A 17994-nucleotide genomic window follows, 5' to 3' on the forward strand; every position below is an offset into this window, starting at 1 on the left:
TCAGGACGCAAAGCGCCCCGCCCCTGTTCCCCAGTTTCGTGGTGTTTCGCGAGAGTTTCTCAGCACACCCCAATTCCAGTGCCGGACTCCGCTCTATAAGTTATGACACGACAGATTTTCGATGTCTATGTAACTGGTTGTATTCATATACATACCAGCCGCTTTCGGGATACTTCAGGCTATTCTGTTTGAAGTTCCCTCAAATTTTTTGGAACACAGCCCTTTTTTAGAATGCAGCCCCCGAACAGAAAAAAGGGGGCTGAAACGCCCCCTCTTCCCTCGTGACTGCTTGCGAACCCGCGCTGTGCCGTCAGGTGTCCAGAAAGCTGCGCAGTTTCCGCGAACGGCTCGGATGTTTCAGTTTGCGCAAGGCCTTAGCTTCGATCTGTCGAATACGTTCACGTGTGACGGAGAACTGCTGACCGACCTCTTCCAGGGTATGATCGGTGTTCATGCCGATGCCGAAGCGCATCCGCAGCACACGCTCTTCACGCGGCGTCAGACTGGCGAGCACACGGGTCGTGGTCTCACGCAAGTTGGCCTGAATCGCAGCGTCGAGCGGGATAACCGCGTTCTTGTCTTCGATGAAATCGCCCAGATGGCTGTCTTCCTCGTCGCCGATCGGCGTTTCGAGGGAGATCGGCTCCTTGGCGATCTTCAGGACCTTGCGGACCTTCTCAAGCGGCATGACCAGACGCTCAGCCAGCTCTTCCGGGGTCGGTTCACGGCCGATCTCGTGCAGCATCTGGCGGCTGGTACGGACCAGCTTGTTGATCGTCTCGATCATATGCACCGGAATACGGATGGTGCGAGCCTGATCGGCGATCGAGCGCGTGATTGCCTGGCGGATCCACCAGGTGGCGTAGGTCGAGAATTTGTAACCGCGGCGGTATTCGAACTTATCGACCGCTTTCATGAGGCCGATATTGCCTTCCTGGATGAGATCCAGGAACTGCAGGCCACGGTTGGTATATTTCTTGGCGATCGAGATCACGAGCCGCAGGTTGGCCTCGACCATCTCGGTCTTGGCTTTGCTGGCTTCACGTTCGCCGGTTTGAACGGTTTTCACGATGCGGCGGAACTCGCCGATCGGCAGGCCGGTCAGATCGGCAATCTCTGACACCCGCGAGCGGATGGAGACAATGTCCTCGGCATGGCGCTCGGAGAAGGAGGCCCAGCCCTTGCCCGGCATGGTCTTGATCCGCTCGGTCCAGGTCGGATCCAGTTCGTGCCCGAAGTACTCGTCCAGGAACTGGCTGCGGTTCACGCCGCGCTTTTCCGCCATGCGCAACATTTTACCCTCAAGCCCGACCAATCCGCGGTTCAGGCCGTAAAGCTGGTCCACCAGCTGCTCGAGGCGGTTGTTGTTGAAGTGGACGCCTTCCATCAGGTCGACCAGCTCGGACTTCAGCTTCTCGAATTTCTTCTCGGTTGCGGACGCCGCCTTTTCACCTTTTTGAAGGCTCAGGAGGCGTTTTTCCTGCACTTTCGAGAGTTTTTTATAGGTGTCGGCAATCTGCTCGAGCATCTCGATGACGACGGGCAGCAGTGCCTGCTCCATGGCGGCGAGGGAGATATTGTTTTCTTCCTCTTCCTCGTCGTCGCCGTCAGTGGACGCGCCTTCTTCGCCCTCGGCCGTCTCGCCTTCTGCAGCGCCTTCTTTCTTGCCGTCGGAGGCCTCGTCATCTGCGGGCTTCGCGGCCCCCTCAGCCTTCTTCGCGCTGGCTTCCTTTAGGGCCTCTGCCACCTTCGCGGATGGCGCTTTCGCATCGACTTCACCCTCGGCGGCGGCCTCGACCGCGCCGTCTTCGCCCTCTTCACCTTCTTCGCTCTCGGTGATTTCTTCAGCCGAGGGCCCGGATCCGTAGGTCGCATCAAGATCGATGATGTCGCGCAGCAGCATCCGCCCCTCGATCAGGGATTCATGCCACTCCAGCAGGGCTCGGATGGTCAGCGGGCTCTCGCAGATGCCGCCGATCATTTTTTCACGGCCGGCTTCGATGCGCTTGGCGATCGCAATTTCGCCCTCACGCGACAAAAGCTCCACCGAGCCCATCTCGCGCAGGTACATGCGCACCGGGTCATCGGTGCGCCCGATGTCATCGTCGTTCAGGTTACCGGTCGCGCGTGAGGAGGTTTCCGCGGCCTCTTCGTCCCCCGGCGCCTCTTCCTGCTCCTCGTTCTCGATGACGTTGATGCCCATCTCGGACAGCATCGCCATCGTATCTTCGATTTGCTCGGACGACATCTGATCCGGCGGCAAAACCTGGTTCAACTCGTCATAAGTGACGTAACCACGCTCCTTGGCCTTCTGGATCATCTTCTTGACGGCCGCAGACATACCGTCCATCAGCGGGCCATCGGAGGCTTCGTCGCGCGTTTCTGTTGCTTCGGCGCTTTCGCTTGCCTTACTCGCCATACGGTTTGTTACCCCATACCCTAATTACGCGGCGCTCCCCCCGAGCTGCCGACGTGTGTCCATCCACCAGTTAATCTAGGTCGCTTGATCCCGCGGCCGCAAAGCGATCGAGATCGATCGTCCGGCCTTCGTCCTCTTGCCCAAGCTCTTGACGAGCCCGCACCCGCGCGAGGTGATCTTCGCTCATATCCACCGCCAGTTGCCGTGCGGCCTCTTCGGTATCCTCGGCTGCCTGCCGTTCCCGAAACACCGCAAGAACATGGCCAATACCCTCGCGTGCCGCCAGGGAATCCGTGGCGGGGCGAGCGAATTTTCCATGTACATAGACATCCGAGCTCAAAAGTTCGCCCAGAAGTCCTGAATACCCTTGTTCGGAGAGGTGGCACTTCAAAGCATCACTGTCAAGATCTGGTTCGCGTGCGACAAGGTCCAAAAGGGCTTGGCGGAAGTGGTCAAGGTCCTGCGCTTCAAGCCGCAAAAGGGCCAAATCCTCGGCATAATCCAGCAATACCTTCGGATGATTAACCAAAGTCGCGAGCAGAACCTGATCCTGACGCCGCCGCAAAAACTCCGGTGACTGCAGGGCGCCGATCCGCATTGTAGTGGCCTGGTCTCCCCAGCCCCGTCGGCGACCGCTAGATTTATCCCAAGAGCCGCCCCGGCCATACTTGCCTGCGCCGCCATACTTGCCGCCCCTGTCGCGATGGCGCGCACCGCCGCCGCCACCGGAAAAATTGCCGCCGAAGGCCTGTTGAACACGCTGATCCATCTCGCGCCCATACTCGGCCTTCAGATCGGGATCGGCGATCTGCGCCACGGTCTTGCGAAGTTCGACCCGCAAGGCAGCCCGGTCCTCAGGCGACGTCATCGGCTTGTCACCCAGCGTCATCCGCCAGACCACCTCGGCAAGCGGCTGCGCGCTGTCGAGCACCTGGCGAAAGGCGGCGGCGCCCCGGCTGTTGACCAGGCTATCGGGGTCTTCATTCGGGGGCAGCACGGCAAATCCCAGGGAACAGCCCGGCTTGAGCATGGGCAAGGCCCGTGTCGCCGCCCGGAAACCTGCCCGCTGTCCCGCCGCGTCGCCGTCCAGGCACATGGTGGGACGGGGCGCCATACGCCAGAGCTCTTCGATCTGCTCCTCTGTAACCGCGGTCCCGAGCGGGGCCACGGCGGCCGGAAACCCGGCCTGGGCGAGCGCAATGACATCCATATAGCCTTCGACGACAATAACTTCGCCGGTATCGTGCGCCGCCTGGCGGGCGCGGGCCATATTGTAGAGGACGCGCCCTTTGTGAAACATCGTGGTTTCCGGCGAATTGAGATACTTGGCCTTTGAGTCTCCGAGCGCCCGGCCGCCGAAGGCAATCACCCGGCCGCGCCGGTCGGTGATCGGGAAGGTAATCCGATTAAAGAAGTAATCGCGCAGGCTCTGGGAACTCCGGGGACTGCCCTCATCGCTGTCGGGGCGCTTCATCAAACCCGCATCGACCAGCTGGTCGTCGTCATAGCCGCGCGCGTTCATCGCCTTGCGCAAGGCGCCCCGGCTGTCGGGCGCCAAACCGAGGCGGAAGAGCGCCGTGGTCTCTGGCGAAAGGCCCCTGCGTTCCAGATAGGCACGGGCTTCTTCGCCGCCCGAAGCATGCAGTTGTTCCTGAAACCAGCCGGTTGCGGCGTCCAGCACCTCATAAAGGTCTGCCCGCCGCTGCGCGGCTTCCCGGTCCATCGGGGTGGAGACCGGCATTTGAAGCCCGGCTTCGTTCGCCAGCTTTTCAGCGGCTTCAGGAAACGCCAGCCCCTCGGTCCGCATGACGAAACCGATCACATCGCCGTGGGCGCCGCAGCCAAAACAATGAAAGAAGCCTTTATCCTCACTCACCGTAAAGGATGGAGATTTCTCGTTATGAAAAGGACAGAGACCCGAGTGCTCGCGGCCACGCTTCACCAGCTTGACCTTGCGCCCCACCACACCCGCCAGAGAGACACGGGCGCGAATTTCATCGAGAAATTCTGTGGAGAGACTCATGGATCAGGGGTGCCTTTGCGGTTCATCGCTACCAACGTCGCGGCGAGCACAACACTCTAGCAAGAAAGCACGCAGTCTGTCAGCGGCGTAAGACGTCAATCCGGTCCCGCAGGACCGCACGGCAGGTCAGGCGAGCAATTCCTTGACGGTGGCGCTGGCTTTACCGAAGTCCATCTGACCGGCGAAGCGCTGCTTCAGCTCGGCCATGACCCGGCCCATATCCTTGATGCTCGAGGCATCGAGCTCCGCGATCACCGTGTCGATCGCCGCACGCATTTCATCTTCGCCCAGGGCCTGGGGCAAAAACTGTTCGATCACGACGATCTCGTTCGCTTCCCGCTCCGCCAGCTCATCACGGCCGGCCTTAGTGTACATTTCAATGGAGTCCCGGCGCTGCCGGACCATCTTTTGGAGCATCTCCAGGATTTCGTCTTCCGAGATGCCGTCGCTGTTGCCCTTCGAGCGCCCCGCGATATCGCGGTCTTTAAGCGCCGCCAAAATCAGGCGAAGCGTAGACACAGCAAGGCTCTCTTTCGCCTTCATGGCGTCTTTCAGGGCATCGTTCAAACGGCTACGCAACATGCGTTTTGCTCCAGCGGATCGGGAAAGGCGCAGAGACTAGCCGATAGCCTCGGAAAATGCAAAAGATCCTGAATTTTCTAACTACCTGATTTTACTGTATTTTTATCGTCGCCTTCCCCTTGACCCGATAGGGCCTTTCCCGTAAACAAAGTCCGCGATTATTGGCGACCGCATAAACGTGCCAGCGACCGCCCCAACCGCCCAGATCAAAGCCTCGATCGACCGCAGGTTTCTCAGCGATGAGGCCTGCGTAAATCTGAAAGACCTGCCGTGATGCCGCAAACACCAATCGAAACGTCCCCGTCCATTGAGACAGGGGCCAATCTTTCTGCGCGTCCGGCAGCCGAAGCCGCCAAACCCGCTCCCTCCTCCCTGCAACAGCCCGAAGGTGTCACCGCATCCCTGGTGCTGTCCGACGGATCGGTGTTCTGGGGCAAGGGTCTCGGTGCGACCGGAACATCAGTGGGCGAGGTCTGCTTCAACACCTCGATGACGGGCTATCAGGAAATCATTACGGACCCCTCCTACGCCGGACAAATCATTACCTTCACTTTTCCCCACATCGGCAACGTCGGCACCAATCAGGAAGACATTGAAACGAAGACGCCGGCGGCCCGCGGCGTGGTCATTCGCCTTGACATCACGGAGCCCTCGAACTGGCGGGCGGTTCAACATCTGGATGCCTGGCTGAAATCCCAAAACCTGATCGGCATTGCCGGGGTCGACACCCGGGCCCTGACCCGGCGTATCCGCGACCTGGGCGCGCCGCAGGGCTGCATTGCCCATGCTGCGGACGGCAATCTGGCCGTCGACAGCTATCAGGCGGAAGCTGCTCAGTGGGCTGGCCTCGAAGGTATGGACCTGGCCGCGGAGGTCACCACGCGGCAAACTTACAAATGGGAGCAGACCGGTTGGTCGCTGAGCGATGGCTACGGCACGCTCTCGGAAGCCAGGCATCATGTGGTTGCTGTCGACTACGGGGCAAAACACAACATTCTGCGCTGTCTCGCGTCCGAAGGCTGCCGGGTCACGGTTGTATCCGCCTCGGCAACCGCAGATGAGATTTTGGCGCAGGCGCCCGATGGCATCTTCCTCTCAAACGGCCCCGGTGATCCGGCTGCAACCGGCGTCTATGCCGTCCCGACGCTGCGGACTCTGCTCGACAAGGGCCTTCCGGTGTTTGGCATCTGTCTCGGTCACCAGATCCTGGCTCTGGCTCTGGGCGCGAAAACCCACAAGATGCATCTGGGGCATCGCGGCGGGAACCATCCGGTTAAGGACCTGACCACGGGCAAGGTGGAAATCACCAGCCAGAACCATGGTTTTGTGGTCGACGCCACGTCCCTGCCAGAGGGCGTCGAAGAAACGCATATCTCGCTTTTCGATAAAACCAACGAAGGCCTGCGGGTGAAAGACCGTCCGGTCTTTTCGGTACAATACCACCCGGAAGCCAGTCCGGGTCCGCAAGACAGCCATTACCTCTTCAAGCGCTTTGTGGATTTGTTGGACGAACGCGCCAAGAGCAATTGATTACGTAACTGATAAACCGACCGCTGCAACGCAGACGTCAACGGGAAGCCGACTGGAACGCCAGCGGAACTTACGAAGATGCCCAAACGTACAGACATCAAATCGATCCTCATCATCGGCGCGGGCCCGATCGTTATCGGTCAGGCCTGCGAATTCGACTATTCCGGCGCACAGGCCTGCAAGGCGCTGAAGGAAGAGGGCTACCGGGTCATTCTGGTGAACTCGAACCCGGCGACCATCATGACCGACCCCGGCCTGGCCGATGCGACCTATATAGAGCCGATCACGCCCGACATAGTTGAAAAGATCATCGCGAAAGAAAAACCAGACGCCCTGCTGCCGACCATGGGTGGACAGACCGCGCTCAATACGGGCCTGGAACTCGCTCGTAGCGGACGCCTTGAGCGCCACGGCGTAGAAATGATCGGCGCGAAAGCCGACGTTATCGAAAAGGCCGAAGACCGCCTTTTGTTCCGCGAGGCCATGGATAAGATCGGCCTGTCGAGCCCGCGTTCCCGTGTGGTCAGGACCCTGGAAGAAGCCCTCGACGCCCTGGAGTTCGTTGGACTGCCGGCGATCATCCGTCCCTCCTTCACGCTGGGCGGAACCGGTGGCGGCGTGGCCTATAACCGGGATGAGTTCGAGGAGATTGTCTCCGGCGGCCTGCGCGCCTCGCCGACCACGGAGGTTCTGGTCGAACAGTCGGTGCTGGGTTGGAAAGAGTACGAGATGGAGGTCGTGCGCGACTGCGCGGACAACTGCATCATCGTCTGTTCGATCGAAAACGTGGACCCCATGGGCATCCACACCGGCGACTCGGTCACGGTCGCCCCCGCCCTGACCCTGACCGATAAGGAATACCAGATCCTGCGCGACGCCTCGCTGGCCTGCCTGCGGGAAATCGGGGTCGACACCGGTGGCTCGAACGTTCAGTTCGGCATGAACCCGGATAACGGCGAACTGGTCGTGATCGAGATGAACCCGCGGGTGTCCCGCTCGTCTGCCCTTGCCTCCAAGGCGACCGGTTTTCCGATTGCGAAAATCGCCGCGAAACTGGCGGTCGGCTATACGCTAGATGAACTCGACAATGACATCACCAAGGTCACGCCGGCCTCCTTCGAGCCCAGCATCGATTACGTGGTCACGAAGATTCCGCGCTTCACCTTCGAGAAGTTCCCGGGCGCCGATCCCTATCTGACCACCTCTATGAAGTCGGTCGGTGAAGCCATGGCCATCGGCCGGTCCTTTTCGGAGTCGCTGCAGAAGGCTTTACGCTCCATGGAAACCGGCCTGAACGGCCTGGACGACATCGAGATTCCCGGCGCCATCGGCATGGAAGGCATGGTCGATCACGAGGCCATCCACAGCTTCCTGACCAAACCCACGCCCGACCGCGTTCTCTCGATTGCTCAGGCGCTGCGCCACGGCATGACGGTCGAACAGGTTTGCACCGCAACCCGCTTCGATCCCTGGTTCGTCCGCCAGATCGAAGACCTGGTCACCCGGGAGGCCGCGCTGAAAACCAACGGCCTGCCGGAAAACCGGCAGGAGCTGCTGCGCCTGAAGATGCTCGGCTTTTCCGATGCACGTCTGGCCACCCTGACCGGCAAGAGCGAAGCGGCGGTGGCCGCGCGCCGGCGCAGCCTCGAGGTCACACCGGTCTATAAGCGCATCGACACCTGCGCCGGCGAATTCCCCTCGGCAACGCCTTACATGTACTCCGCCTACGAGGGCGATGGCGTGCAGGCTGCCGAGTGCGAGGCCGACCCCAGCGACCGGGACAAGGTCATGATCCTGGGCGGCGGTCCGAACCGGATCGGGCAGGGCATCGAATTCGATTACTGCTGCGTTCATGCCGCCTACGCTTTGAGCGATGCCGGGATCGAAACCATCATGGTGAACTGCAATCCCGAAACGGTCTCGACCGATTACGACACCTCGGACCGGCTCTATTTCGAACCCCTGACCGCCGAGGACGTTGTCGAAATCGCCCGCGTGGAACAGCGCAAGGGCAAGCTGCGCGGTGTCATCGTGCAATTCGGCGGGCAAACGCCTCTGAAGCTGGCACAGGCGCTGGAGGAAGCGGAGATTCCCATTCTCGGCACTTCCCCGGACGCCATCGATCTGGCCGAGGACCGCAAGCGCTTCCAGAAGCTGCTTCAGGATCTGGAGCTGCGCCAGCCCAACAACGGGACCGCCACCAGCCGGGACGAGGCCCATGCCGTGGCCGAGCGCATCGGCTTCCCGATCGTGATCCGGCCCTCCTATGTGCTGGGCGGGCGCGCCATGGAAATCGTCCACGACGCCGCGCAGCTGGAACGCTACATCGCGACCGCCGTGAAGGTCTCCGGCGACAATCCGGTGCTGATCGACAGCTACCTGCGGGATGCGGTCGAGGTGGACGTGGACGCGGTCTCCGACGGGGCCGACGTCTACATCGCTGGAATCATGGAACATATCGAGGAGGCCGGCATCCATTCCGGTGACTCCGCCTGCGCCCTGCCGCCCCACACACTGGGGCAGGATATCGTGTCTGAGATCTGCCGCCAGACCGAGCAGCTCGCACTCGGCCTGAAGGTCGTCGGCCTGATGAACGTGCAGTTCGCGGTTCAGAACGGCGACATTTTCATTCTAGAGGTCAACCCGCGCGCCAGCCGCACCGTGCCTTTCGTGGCCAAGGCAACCGGCATTCCCATCGCCAAGATCGCCGCGCGCGTTATGGCCGGCACGAAGCTGGGCGAATTCGATCTGAGCGACCGGAGCGTCGGACAGGTCAAGAACGGCCATGTCGCAGTCAAGGAAGCGGTCTTTCCCTTCGCGCGCTTCCCAGGGGTCGACATTATGCTGGGTCCGGAAATGCGCTCGACCGGCGAAGTCATGGGGCTCGACAGCTCCTTTGACCGGGCGTTTTTGAAAGCGCAGATCGGCTGCGGCGCACCGCTGCCCGAGACCGGCACCATCTTTATTTCGGTCAAGGACGGCGATAAAGAAGCCATGACGCCGGTGGCCAGAGCCCTGATCGATCTGGGCTACAAAATCATCGCCACCCACGGCACAGCCGCTTACTTCGTCGAAAAAGGTCTCGAAGTCCAAGGGGTTAACAAGGTCCGCGAGGGCCGCCCTCACATTGTCGACAGCATGATGTCCGGCGAGGTGCAGTTGGTTTTCAACACCACCGAAGGCGCGAAAGCCATCGCCGACAGCTTCGAACTTCGCCGCGGCGCGCTCAACAGCTCGATCCCTTACTACACCACGGTGGCGGGCGCGGCGGCGGCGGTGCAGGCCATAAATGCGATGAAAGCTGGTCAGCTTGATGTTGCGCCGCTACAGTCTTATTTTAGAAGTTCGTTTTAGCGCGGCGAATTTGAGTGAACCGCGCAGTTTCTTCAAACCTTTAGTGATAAGTTAGGTGGCGGACGTACGCCGATGAGTGAGAGATTCCCAATGAGCGCGGACGGCTTGAACCGTCTGGAAGATGAGCTGAGACAACTGAAGAGCGTCGAGCGGCCGGCCGTGATCCGCGCCATCGCCGAAGCCCGTGAGCACGGCGATCTCTCGGAGAACGCCGAATACCACGCGGCGCGCGAACGCCAGAGCTTTATCGAAGGCCGCGTCATGGAGCTGGAAGACAAGATTTCCCGCGCGGAAGTCATTGATGTCTCTAAGCTTTCCGGCGACACCGTCAAGTTCGGCGCCACGGTGACCATCGTCGATGAAGACACCGATGAAGAGATCACCTACCAACTGGTCGGCGATGTGGAAGCGGACGTGAAGCAGGGCCGTCTGGCCATTTCCGCGCCGCTGGCACGGGCCATGATCGGCAAGGAAGTCGGCGATTCCGTCGAGTTGAGCACGCCCTCGACCGAGAAGAGCTACGAGATTCTCTCGATCAAATACGTCTGACGTCAGGCTTCTGCTCCCGGCCCCAAGCACCCAGATTTGAGATCGGTTCGGCCCCTCGGCGCGCTGCGTTGAGGGTTCGTCCCCGCGCGCGGCAAGCCCGCCTCCGGCCTTTTCGTTTTGACGTTTTTATCCCCCGGATGCGCCCTCTTATCCCCCAGAAACAAAACGTTATGACATACAAATGCCACAGCTTCGGCCAAATGCCACAGCTTCGGCGATCGGTGCCGCTGAAGCATGCCCGTGCTCACAAATCACTTGAAGTCGGGGGATATCTCAGAGGGGACAGCCGTCGGTTTTTGGTGAGCATTTTTCGCTCGTCATTTTCGGTCGGCATTTTTTCGGCCGTCATTTTGATCGTCATTTCTTTGGGGCGGGGGCATTTTCCCCAAAGGCCGGGAAGGTGATTTCAGACGCGGGCGTGAGCACAAGTCGGGGGCTTGAGCGCAAGTCGGGGGCGTGAGTCGCGAGTCCGGGGGGTAAGTCAGAATTATGGAAGGCGAGTCAGAATTCGTGGTAACAGCCAGGAGCCATTCCGCGCCGGACAACCCCACGCCGAACAACCCCACGCCGGACAACCCCAAGCCGGGCAACGCCGCGCCGACCGATTTCCTGTTCCCGGACGGCTTGGCTTATTCCCCGGCGGGCTGTTGATTCCCCGGCGGCCTTTTTATTCCCCGGCGGGCGGCTACTCCGCGACGGGCTCCAGGCCGGATTCCAGATCGATCGGCACACCGGGGCGCCACTTGGAGGTCCGGATGACCTGGATGGTCTGCACGGTGACCACGTGAGGTAACGCGGTCAGCTTGGTGGTCAGCTCGTTTTCGTGGGCGGTGTTGCGGGCGACCAGCTTCAGGACGAAGTCATGGGGGCCGCGTGCCATGTTGCATTCGCGCACCTCGCGCCAGTCGGCCAGGGTCGCCTCGAATTCCGAGAGCACGGCTTCCGACTGGGCGTCCAGGCCGACCAGGGCGAAGAAGCTGACCTCGAAGCCCAGTTCCTCGGCGTCCAGTTCGGCGTGATAGCCGCGGATGTAACCGGCCTCCTCCAGCGCGCGCACCCGGCGCAGACAGGGCGGCGCGGAGATGCCCGCGCGGCGCGCCAGCTCCACGTTGGTGATCCGCCCATCTTCCTGAAGATCCTGGAGAATTTGGAGATCGATCCGGTCGAGTTTTACCCGGCGCATAGGCCATCCCTTGGAAAACAATTCAGCTTATTCGCTCGCAGATTCGCGCAACAATATTACCCAGGCTCGCCGCATACGCAAGAGCGCAGACGGTCCCGGGAGCCTGTTTTAACCGCGTCATCCCGGTCATTCGCCTGCGCTGATTTCCGCCTTCATGAAAGCGCAAGCAAAGCTTGCCCTGACTTTATCGAGGGGCGATAGTCGCGCGCGCATTTGAGTGAAAATCCATGACCGACAGACAAGAGAGCGATACCGTGAGAGCGACGCCGTGAGAGCGACCTGCTGGGCCATGAGCGAGGGCCATGCCGGCATGGAAGTCCCGGCGGTGGCGCTGGCACGGGCGCTGGGGTTGGAGCCCGAGATAAAGCGGGTGAAAATCCGCAAACCCTGGCGCTGGATACCACCGCGCTTTCTGCCCGCCCCCCTCTCCTATGCCGGACCCGATGGCGATGTGCTTGCACCGCCTTGGCCCGACGTCATCATCACCTGCGGCCGTCAGGCGGTCGCGCCCGCCGCGGAGATCCGCCGCCGCTCAGCCGGTCTGGCAGGGGCCAAGACCTTCGCCATCCATATCCAGAACCCCAGAGTGCCCTTCGGCTGGTTCGATGTGGTCGTCGCGCCGGAGCACGACCAAATCTCAGGCCCTAACGTCATCACCGGGCGCGGCAGCATCAACGGCATCACGCCGGAGCGCCTGGCCCAGGCGGCAGAGGAATTCGCCCCGCGTTATGCCGCTCTGCCCCGCCCCCTGATCGGCGTGATCATCGGCGGTGCCAACCGGGTCTATAAAATGGATGCCCCGGTGGTCGAGCGTCTGACAGCACAGCTGGCCGCGCTCGCCCGCGACAAGGGCGCCGGGCTGGCGGTCACGACCTCCCGGCGAACCGGCGCTGCCAACGAGGCGATCCTGCGCGCCGGGCTGGCGGACACGGCAGCGGACATCTGGGACGGCACAGGCGCCAACCCCTACTTCGGCATCCTGGCCCTGGCCGATAACCTGCTGGTGACCGGCGATTCCGTCAACATGGTCTCGGAAGCCGCAACCACGGGCAAGCCGGTCCAGGTGATCGAGCTGGCGGGCGGTTCGGCCAAGTTCAAACGCTTCCACGACTCCCTGCGCAGGGACGGCATCACCCGCCCCTTCACCGGCGAACTGGAAAGCTGGAGCTACCCGCCCCTCAGCGAGACCGCCCGCATCGCCGAAGAGATCCGCACCCGGATGCCCGAGGCATTGCGGGCGCGGCTGAACCCCGGATCTTTGTGAAGCCATCCCCGCCACCGGATCTACCCGGCCTCCCCCCTGGCACGCAAAGAGCGACGGCAAGCTGATCCTGCACAACGGCAATGGCGAGCTGCTGGCCACCTGCGAAGTGCAGATCGCCTGCGGCGGGTCGTTGCTGCGGCGGGTGTAGGAGATGTTCGAGGCCGAGGAAGTGAAGGCCGCGGGCGGGGACGGTTACATGCTGATCCGGGACGTGACCTGTAGGTTATTTGGGTATCATGGGCCGGTTAAGGGGGAGAGCGCGTTTAGCTTTGACCATATGTTTGGGTTTTAGACAGAACATCTATAGACAAGCACTTGATATACGTAGAAAACGTGGGCACAGAATAGGTTACCCACACAAGGTTCGTTCATTAAGCAAACTTCGTATTGCACGCATAGGACTGAGTACGGTTTCCTGCTAAAATTGAACCATCTCTGAGGACGAAATAGTTCAAATGTTGCAAGGACAAAACTTCGATTCTGATCTGGTGTTCCGATCTCTTGTCGAAAGTGGGTTTGAATTTCTTATCAAGTCTCTCAACGAGTTTGAAGCCAGCCCTAAATTCTCAACAGTTCATTTCGCTGCCGCATTAGAATTGTTCCTCAAAGCTCGCCTTATGAAAGAGCACTGGTCGCTTCTGGTTGAGAGATTGGATAAAGCGAACCCCGATGCTTTCGTTCAAGGACAATTGAAAACAATCACGCCCAACGCGGTTATGGAACGTCTAAACAGCATCTGTGCTGACCCAATTCCGGAAGCGGCTAGAAAGACCTTTCAAGAGATCGCACAACATAGGAACCGCATGGTTCATTTCGTGCATGGAGTGGCAAAACCGCCTGAGCTAGCTCAAAAAGAAATTGATGACGTCGTAGCTGAACAGTGCAAAGGATGGATGCACCTGCACCAGCTGCTTGTGGGTGGCTGGGCGCCGCACTTCGTGGATTTTGAGGTTAAGATCGCGGATGTCGAGACAATGATGCAGAGACATCGCGGATATCTCGACGCTAAGTTTGGTTCTTTGGCGGAAACCATCAAGAAACATCTGGACGCTGGGCAAAGTGTTCGATCGTGCCATAGCTGCGGTTATCAAGCCTTATTGGTCGAGCCCGTCTCAGGTGCCATTTCAGCGGCATCGTGTCTCGTATGCTGGTATACTGGGTCATTCGTGTCCGTAGACTGCCCTGGCGAGAGATGCCATCAGCAAATCGAATTCGATTCCTACGTAGGTCCTCCGACGCATTGCCCCTCATGCGGCGCAACCATTATGGAATGGATATCAGAAGGTTTGGACACTGGCGATCCAGTCACGCCAGATAACTACTTTGACCATACCCCGATAAACTGTCCGCACTGCAATGGATATCATAGTGTGGTTGAACACCACGATGGCTATGTCTGCACTGAGTGCTTCGAGTATTCGGAGGAAGTTGGAACGTGCGGCTGGTGCAGTGAGGGACAGCTCGGAGGAGTGTCGGAAATGAGCCACTATAACGGCTGTGCATTTTGCGACGGCAGGGCGGGTTGGGACAGGGACTGAAGTTTTAAAACACTTGAATTTGTGAATATCGAGACCGTCTCATTATATCTGCCCTATCCAAATGGCTTTGAACGTTTGTGACAAAAAGCAATCCACAAGAAACTGCACCAGTCAAATAGCAGCCAATCTCACTAAAACTGCTGAATAGCAAACCACCAGAACACTACCATTCAAGGTAGTTTTCGTATGAAAATCGTGCCATGGTTACAGTTACACTGAGTTTCTGTTGCTTAGCGTCTTCAAATTCCCCATAATGTTCTTGTTTTGTTCACGGATAAAAATATGGCACAGAACTCTGCAATCGAATGGACTAACGCAACGTGGAATCCAGTGACTGGCTGCACAAAGATTAGCGCGGGGTGTGACAATTGTTACGCTGAGCGTTTCTCCGAGCGATTCCGTGGTGTTCCTAACCACCCCTTTGAGCACGGTTTTGACTTGATGCTTAGGCCTGAACGGATGGAGCAACCCCTCACTTGGAAAAAACCTAAAATGATTTTTGTGAACTCGATGAGCGATTTGTTCCACAAAAAGGTGCCCAACAGTTTTATTTCCGAAGTATTCGAAACAATGGAACGTGCGAACTGGCATGTGTTTCAAGTGTTGACAAAACGAAGTTCGCTCATGAAACGGTTCGTAAACACTCGCTATAGAGATAAGCCCGTACCGAGTCACATATGGCTTGGTACATCTCTTGAAGATCACTCAAAACGTTCTCGAATCAAACACCTACAAGATACGAACGCTGAGGTGCGATTTCTGTCTATCGAGCCGTTGATTGGGCCTCCAGGAGAACTTGATCTTTCAAAAATACGATGGGTGATCGTTGGAGGAGAAAGTGGTCCTTTCGCAAGACCGATGCAGCTATCATGGGCTAGATCTGCGCGTGATCAGTGTACCGAGCAGGGCGTACCCTTCTTCTTCAAGCAATGGGGAGGTTTTAGACCTAAATCGGGTGGTCGTGAATTGGATGGTCGTGAATGGAATGAGTTTCCCAAAGTATTAATAACTTCGAAAATGCCAGATCGGCAAATTATCGCTAGCGGTTAAGACTAATGCTCGAACCTAGCGCTTATATCGATCGCGAACAGACTTACGTGAAGCACTTCGTCCTAGAAAAATATTTAGAGCGAGTTGCCTACAACATATTCTCATTTCAAACTGACTTTACCTACGTAGATGGCTTTTCAGGGCCGTGGAAATCTGAGAACGAGCGCTACGAAGATACATCGTTTTTCATAGCAATTGCGCAGTTGCGAGCAGTGCGGTCGAATATAAAAGACAGCCGCAATAAGGACGTCAATTTTCGATGTATGTTCATCGAGAAAGCCCCGAAAGCGTTTCAAGAACTCGAAGAAACCGTTAGAAACATTCAAGATGTGCCTATTGAACTGATTCACGGATCCTTCGAAGATAACGTAAGCCGCATTAGTGAATTCGCGAAAACTTCTTTTTCTCTGATATTCATTGACCCAACCGGCTGGCAAGGTTTCTCACTTGAAAAAATCACCCCTCTTTTGAATCTACGGGGAGAGGTTCTTATTAATTTTATGTCGAACTTTATTGTTCGATTTCTTGAAGATCCAAGACCCGAGATAGCTAGTTCTTTTGATAACCTGTTTGGGAAAAACTGGTTCTCTGAGTGGAGTCAACTGCACAGTAGCGGATTGAGTAGGGAAGCTGCAGCAATCGAAGTATATACTCAACGGCTAAAGAGAGTAGGTAACTTTAAACACGTAACCTCCACTAGGATTCTGAAACCAAAAGCAGACCGCTCATATTTTTACCTAATATATGCAACGCAGCATTGGAAAGGTGTTCAAGAATTTCGGTCCGTTGAAAAGAAGGCAATTTATGAACAAGAGCGATTAAGAAATGCCGCAAAATATACAGCAGAGGTCGCAAAAACAGGCCAAAAGAGTCTTTTTGGAGAAGCTGTTATGGAAGCATCTAATAAGACATACGAAGCTGAACGAGAAACGCAGCTTGAACACGCAGAATCTAAACTGACTGAAGCTCTGCGAAGACATCCTGAAGGCATCAAATATGAAAAGCTGATTGGGATAATTTTGGAGACGCCATTGGTTTGGGAAAGCGATCTAAAGAAATGGCTTTCCGACCTAAAGCAAAGCAACAAAGTTATGATTCCGGAGATGACCGGCAAACAAAGAGTACCTAAGGTTGGGTATTTGATTTTGCCTACCTAACAACAGCTTAAGCATGTAAGGAAATGGTGTCCGATCTAATAGTATTGCCCTGGCCTTGAGCCTGAAACCCGCCGCCGTTGGTTGGCCCCGTGCGCCCTTTGCCTAAAATACATCAGTAAGACCTCAAGACCTCCGATTCCTCCACAAAATAACGGCGACAAACGGTAAAAGGCGTTCTCCCCCCGCAAATGCCGGATTAGAGCAACTTGCGGTTAAGCTGCCTCAAAATTCGCTGCCCCTCAAAACGCAGATTGTGAGAAGCTTCACCATACGAGAAAACGCTAGCCGCTTCAGTACAAAGCACTCCATTCGCGAACCCGGGGGTTAAGCAATGGGCCAGCTTCAGAGAACCATCCACGAAAAACTCGATCCGAGCGACAGGTCCGGTCCGATCAGCCGGGGACTGGATCTCTTTCTGATCGCGCTGATCGCCATCAACGTCGCGGCCGTTATCCTGGAGACCGTCGACAGCATCGAGACGCGGTTCCGCATGGCCTTCTGGGTGATCGAGGTCATCTCGGTGGCGGTCTTCAGCGTCGAATACGCCGCGCGGGTCTGGGCGAGCCCCGAAGATCCCGAGTTCCGGGACCGCAAACATCCCAGGCTGGCCTATATGACCTCGCCGTTGGCAATCATCGATCTGGTGGCCATTCTGCCGTTCTACCTGGGCTTTCTCGTGGACATGGACCTGCGGTTCCTGCGGGTGCTGCGCCTGCTGCGGATTCTCAAGCTGACCCGCTATTCGCCGGCCATGTCGATGCTGCTGGATGTATTCCGGGAAGAAGCAAATGCCTTTCTCGCGGGCTTCTTCATCCTGATCGTTCTGCTGGTTCTGGCCGCGAGCGGGGCCTATCTGGCCGAACATCAGGTTCAGCCGGAGAAATTCGGCTCAATCCCCGAGGCGATGTGGTGGGCCATGGCCACGCTCACGACCGTGGGCTACGGCGATGTCGTGCCCATTACAGCCGCCGGACAGATCTTCGGGTCCCTGGTCGGTGTCGTGGGCATCGGCATGGCTGCCCTGCCCGCCGGTATTCTGGCAAGCGGCCTGGCCGATCTCTTGCGCCGCCGGCGGGCGGCCCTGACCAAGCAGCTTCGCATCGCCCTGGAAGACGGCGTGATCGATGCGGACGAGGAACAGGAGCTCGAGGCGATGCGGCGTGAACTGGGGCTCAGCAAACGCATCGCCGAGGAAATCAGGGCGGATGTTCAGAAGTCACGCAGCGATAACCTCGTCGGCCAATGCCCCCATTGCGGCCGAAACCTGAACTGACAGGACCCGAGCCGGCACTGGGTTTTTGCGACTGCTTTGCCGGCACTCCTGATCGTGGTCGGGGTCGGGGTT

General features: G+C 58.2%; 13 protein-coding genes. 9 read left to right on the plus strand and 4 right to left on the minus strand.

What is annotated here, in order from left to right:
- Nucleotides 1–310: 310 nt before the first annotated feature.
- The 3 genes from rpoD to FKG95_RS28135 all read right to left on the minus strand — a co-directional run bounded on the left by rpoD (nt 311) and on the right by FKG95_RS28135 (nt 5024).
- Nucleotides 311–2419: an RNA polymerase sigma factor RpoD gene (gene rpoD, locus FKG95_RS28125; protein WP_142899799.1), complete on the minus strand. Its 2109-nt coding sequence runs from the start codon at nt 2417–2419 to the stop codon at nt 311–313.
- Nucleotides 2420–2489: 70 nt separating this feature from the next.
- Nucleotides 2490–4442 carry a DNA primase gene (dnaG, locus tag FKG95_RS28130; RefSeq protein ID WP_142899800.1) on the minus strand — a complete coding sequence of 651 codons (1953 nt, stop codon included), beginning with the start codon at nt 4440–4442 and terminating at the stop codon, nt 2490–2492.
- A gap of 126 nt (nt 4443–4568) precedes the next feature.
- On the minus strand, nt 4569–5024 hold the full coding sequence (locus FKG95_RS28135) for a GatB/YqeY domain-containing protein (RefSeq protein WP_142899801.1): 456 nt from the start codon (nt 5022–5024) through the stop codon (nt 4569–4571).
- Between the two features lie 273 nt (nt 5025–5297).
- Here FKG95_RS28135 and carA point away from each other — a divergent pair, with 273 nt between their 5' ends.
- The 4 genes from carA to FKG95_RS29820 all read left to right on the plus strand — a co-directional run bounded on the left by carA (nt 5298) and on the right by FKG95_RS29820 (nt 11108).
- Nucleotides 5298–6554, plus strand: a complete 1257-nt coding sequence (gene carA / locus FKG95_RS28140) for a glutamine-hydrolyzing carbamoyl-phosphate synthase small subunit (protein ID WP_142899802.1) — start codon at nt 5298–5300, stop codon at nt 6552–6554.
- 78 nt (nt 6555–6632) lie between these two features.
- Nucleotides 6633–9908 carry a carbamoyl-phosphate synthase large subunit gene (carB, locus tag FKG95_RS28145; protein WP_142899803.1) on the plus strand — a complete coding sequence of 1092 codons (3276 nt, stop codon included), beginning with the start codon at nt 6633–6635 and terminating at the stop codon, nt 9906–9908.
- 72 nt (nt 9909–9980) lie between these two features.
- Nucleotides 9981–10457, plus strand: coding sequence for a transcription elongation factor GreA (gene greA / locus FKG95_RS28150; RefSeq protein ID WP_142899804.1), 477 nt, complete (start codon nt 9981–9983; stop codon nt 10455–10457).
- A gap of 510 nt (nt 10458–10967) precedes the next feature.
- On the plus strand, nt 10968–11108 hold the full coding sequence (locus FKG95_RS29820; protein WP_179954313.1) for a hypothetical protein: 141 nt from the start codon (nt 10968–10970) through the stop codon (nt 11106–11108).
- 34 nt (nt 11109–11142) lie between these two features.
- Here FKG95_RS29820 and FKG95_RS28155 read toward each other — a convergent pair whose 3' ends face one another.
- Complete coding sequence (locus FKG95_RS28155; protein ID WP_142899805.1) at nt 11143–11640, minus strand: Lrp/AsnC family transcriptional regulator; 498 nt, start codon at nt 11638–11640, stop codon at nt 11143–11145.
- Nucleotides 11641–11908: 268 nt separating this feature from the next.
- Here FKG95_RS28155 and FKG95_RS28160 point away from each other — a divergent pair, with 268 nt between their 5' ends.
- From FKG95_RS28160 to FKG95_RS28180, 5 genes are all read left to right on the plus strand, one after another.
- Nucleotides 11909–12904: a mitochondrial fission ELM1 family protein gene (locus tag FKG95_RS28160; protein ID WP_246116930.1), complete on the plus strand. Its 996-nt coding sequence runs from the start codon at nt 11909–11911 to the stop codon at nt 12902–12904.
- A gap of 455 nt (nt 12905–13359) precedes the next feature.
- Nucleotides 13360–14442 (plus strand): hypothetical protein, encoded by a 1083-nt coding sequence (locus tag FKG95_RS28165; protein WP_142899806.1) that lies wholly within the window; start codon nt 13360–13362, stop codon nt 14440–14442.
- Between the two features lie 282 nt (nt 14443–14724).
- Nucleotides 14725–15492 carry a DUF5131 family protein gene (locus FKG95_RS28170; protein ID WP_142899807.1) on the plus strand — a complete coding sequence of 256 codons (768 nt, stop codon included), beginning with the start codon at nt 14725–14727 and terminating at the stop codon, nt 15490–15492.
- 5 nt (nt 15493–15497) lie between these two features.
- Nucleotides 15498–16649: a three-Cys-motif partner protein TcmP gene (tcmP, locus tag FKG95_RS28175; protein ID WP_142899808.1), complete on the plus strand. Its 1152-nt coding sequence runs from the start codon at nt 15498–15500 to the stop codon at nt 16647–16649.
- Between the two features lie 331 nt (nt 16650–16980).
- On the plus strand, nt 16981–17922 hold the full coding sequence (locus FKG95_RS28180) for an ion transporter (RefSeq protein ID WP_142899809.1): 942 nt from the start codon (nt 16981–16983) through the stop codon (nt 17920–17922).
- Nucleotides 17923–17994 lie beyond the last annotated feature (72 nt).

It is taken from the genome of Denitrobaculum tricleocarpae, assembly GCF_007004665.1.
Lineage (GTDB): Bacteria > Pseudomonadota > Alphaproteobacteria > Kiloniellales > Kiloniellaceae > Denitrobaculum > Denitrobaculum tricleocarpae.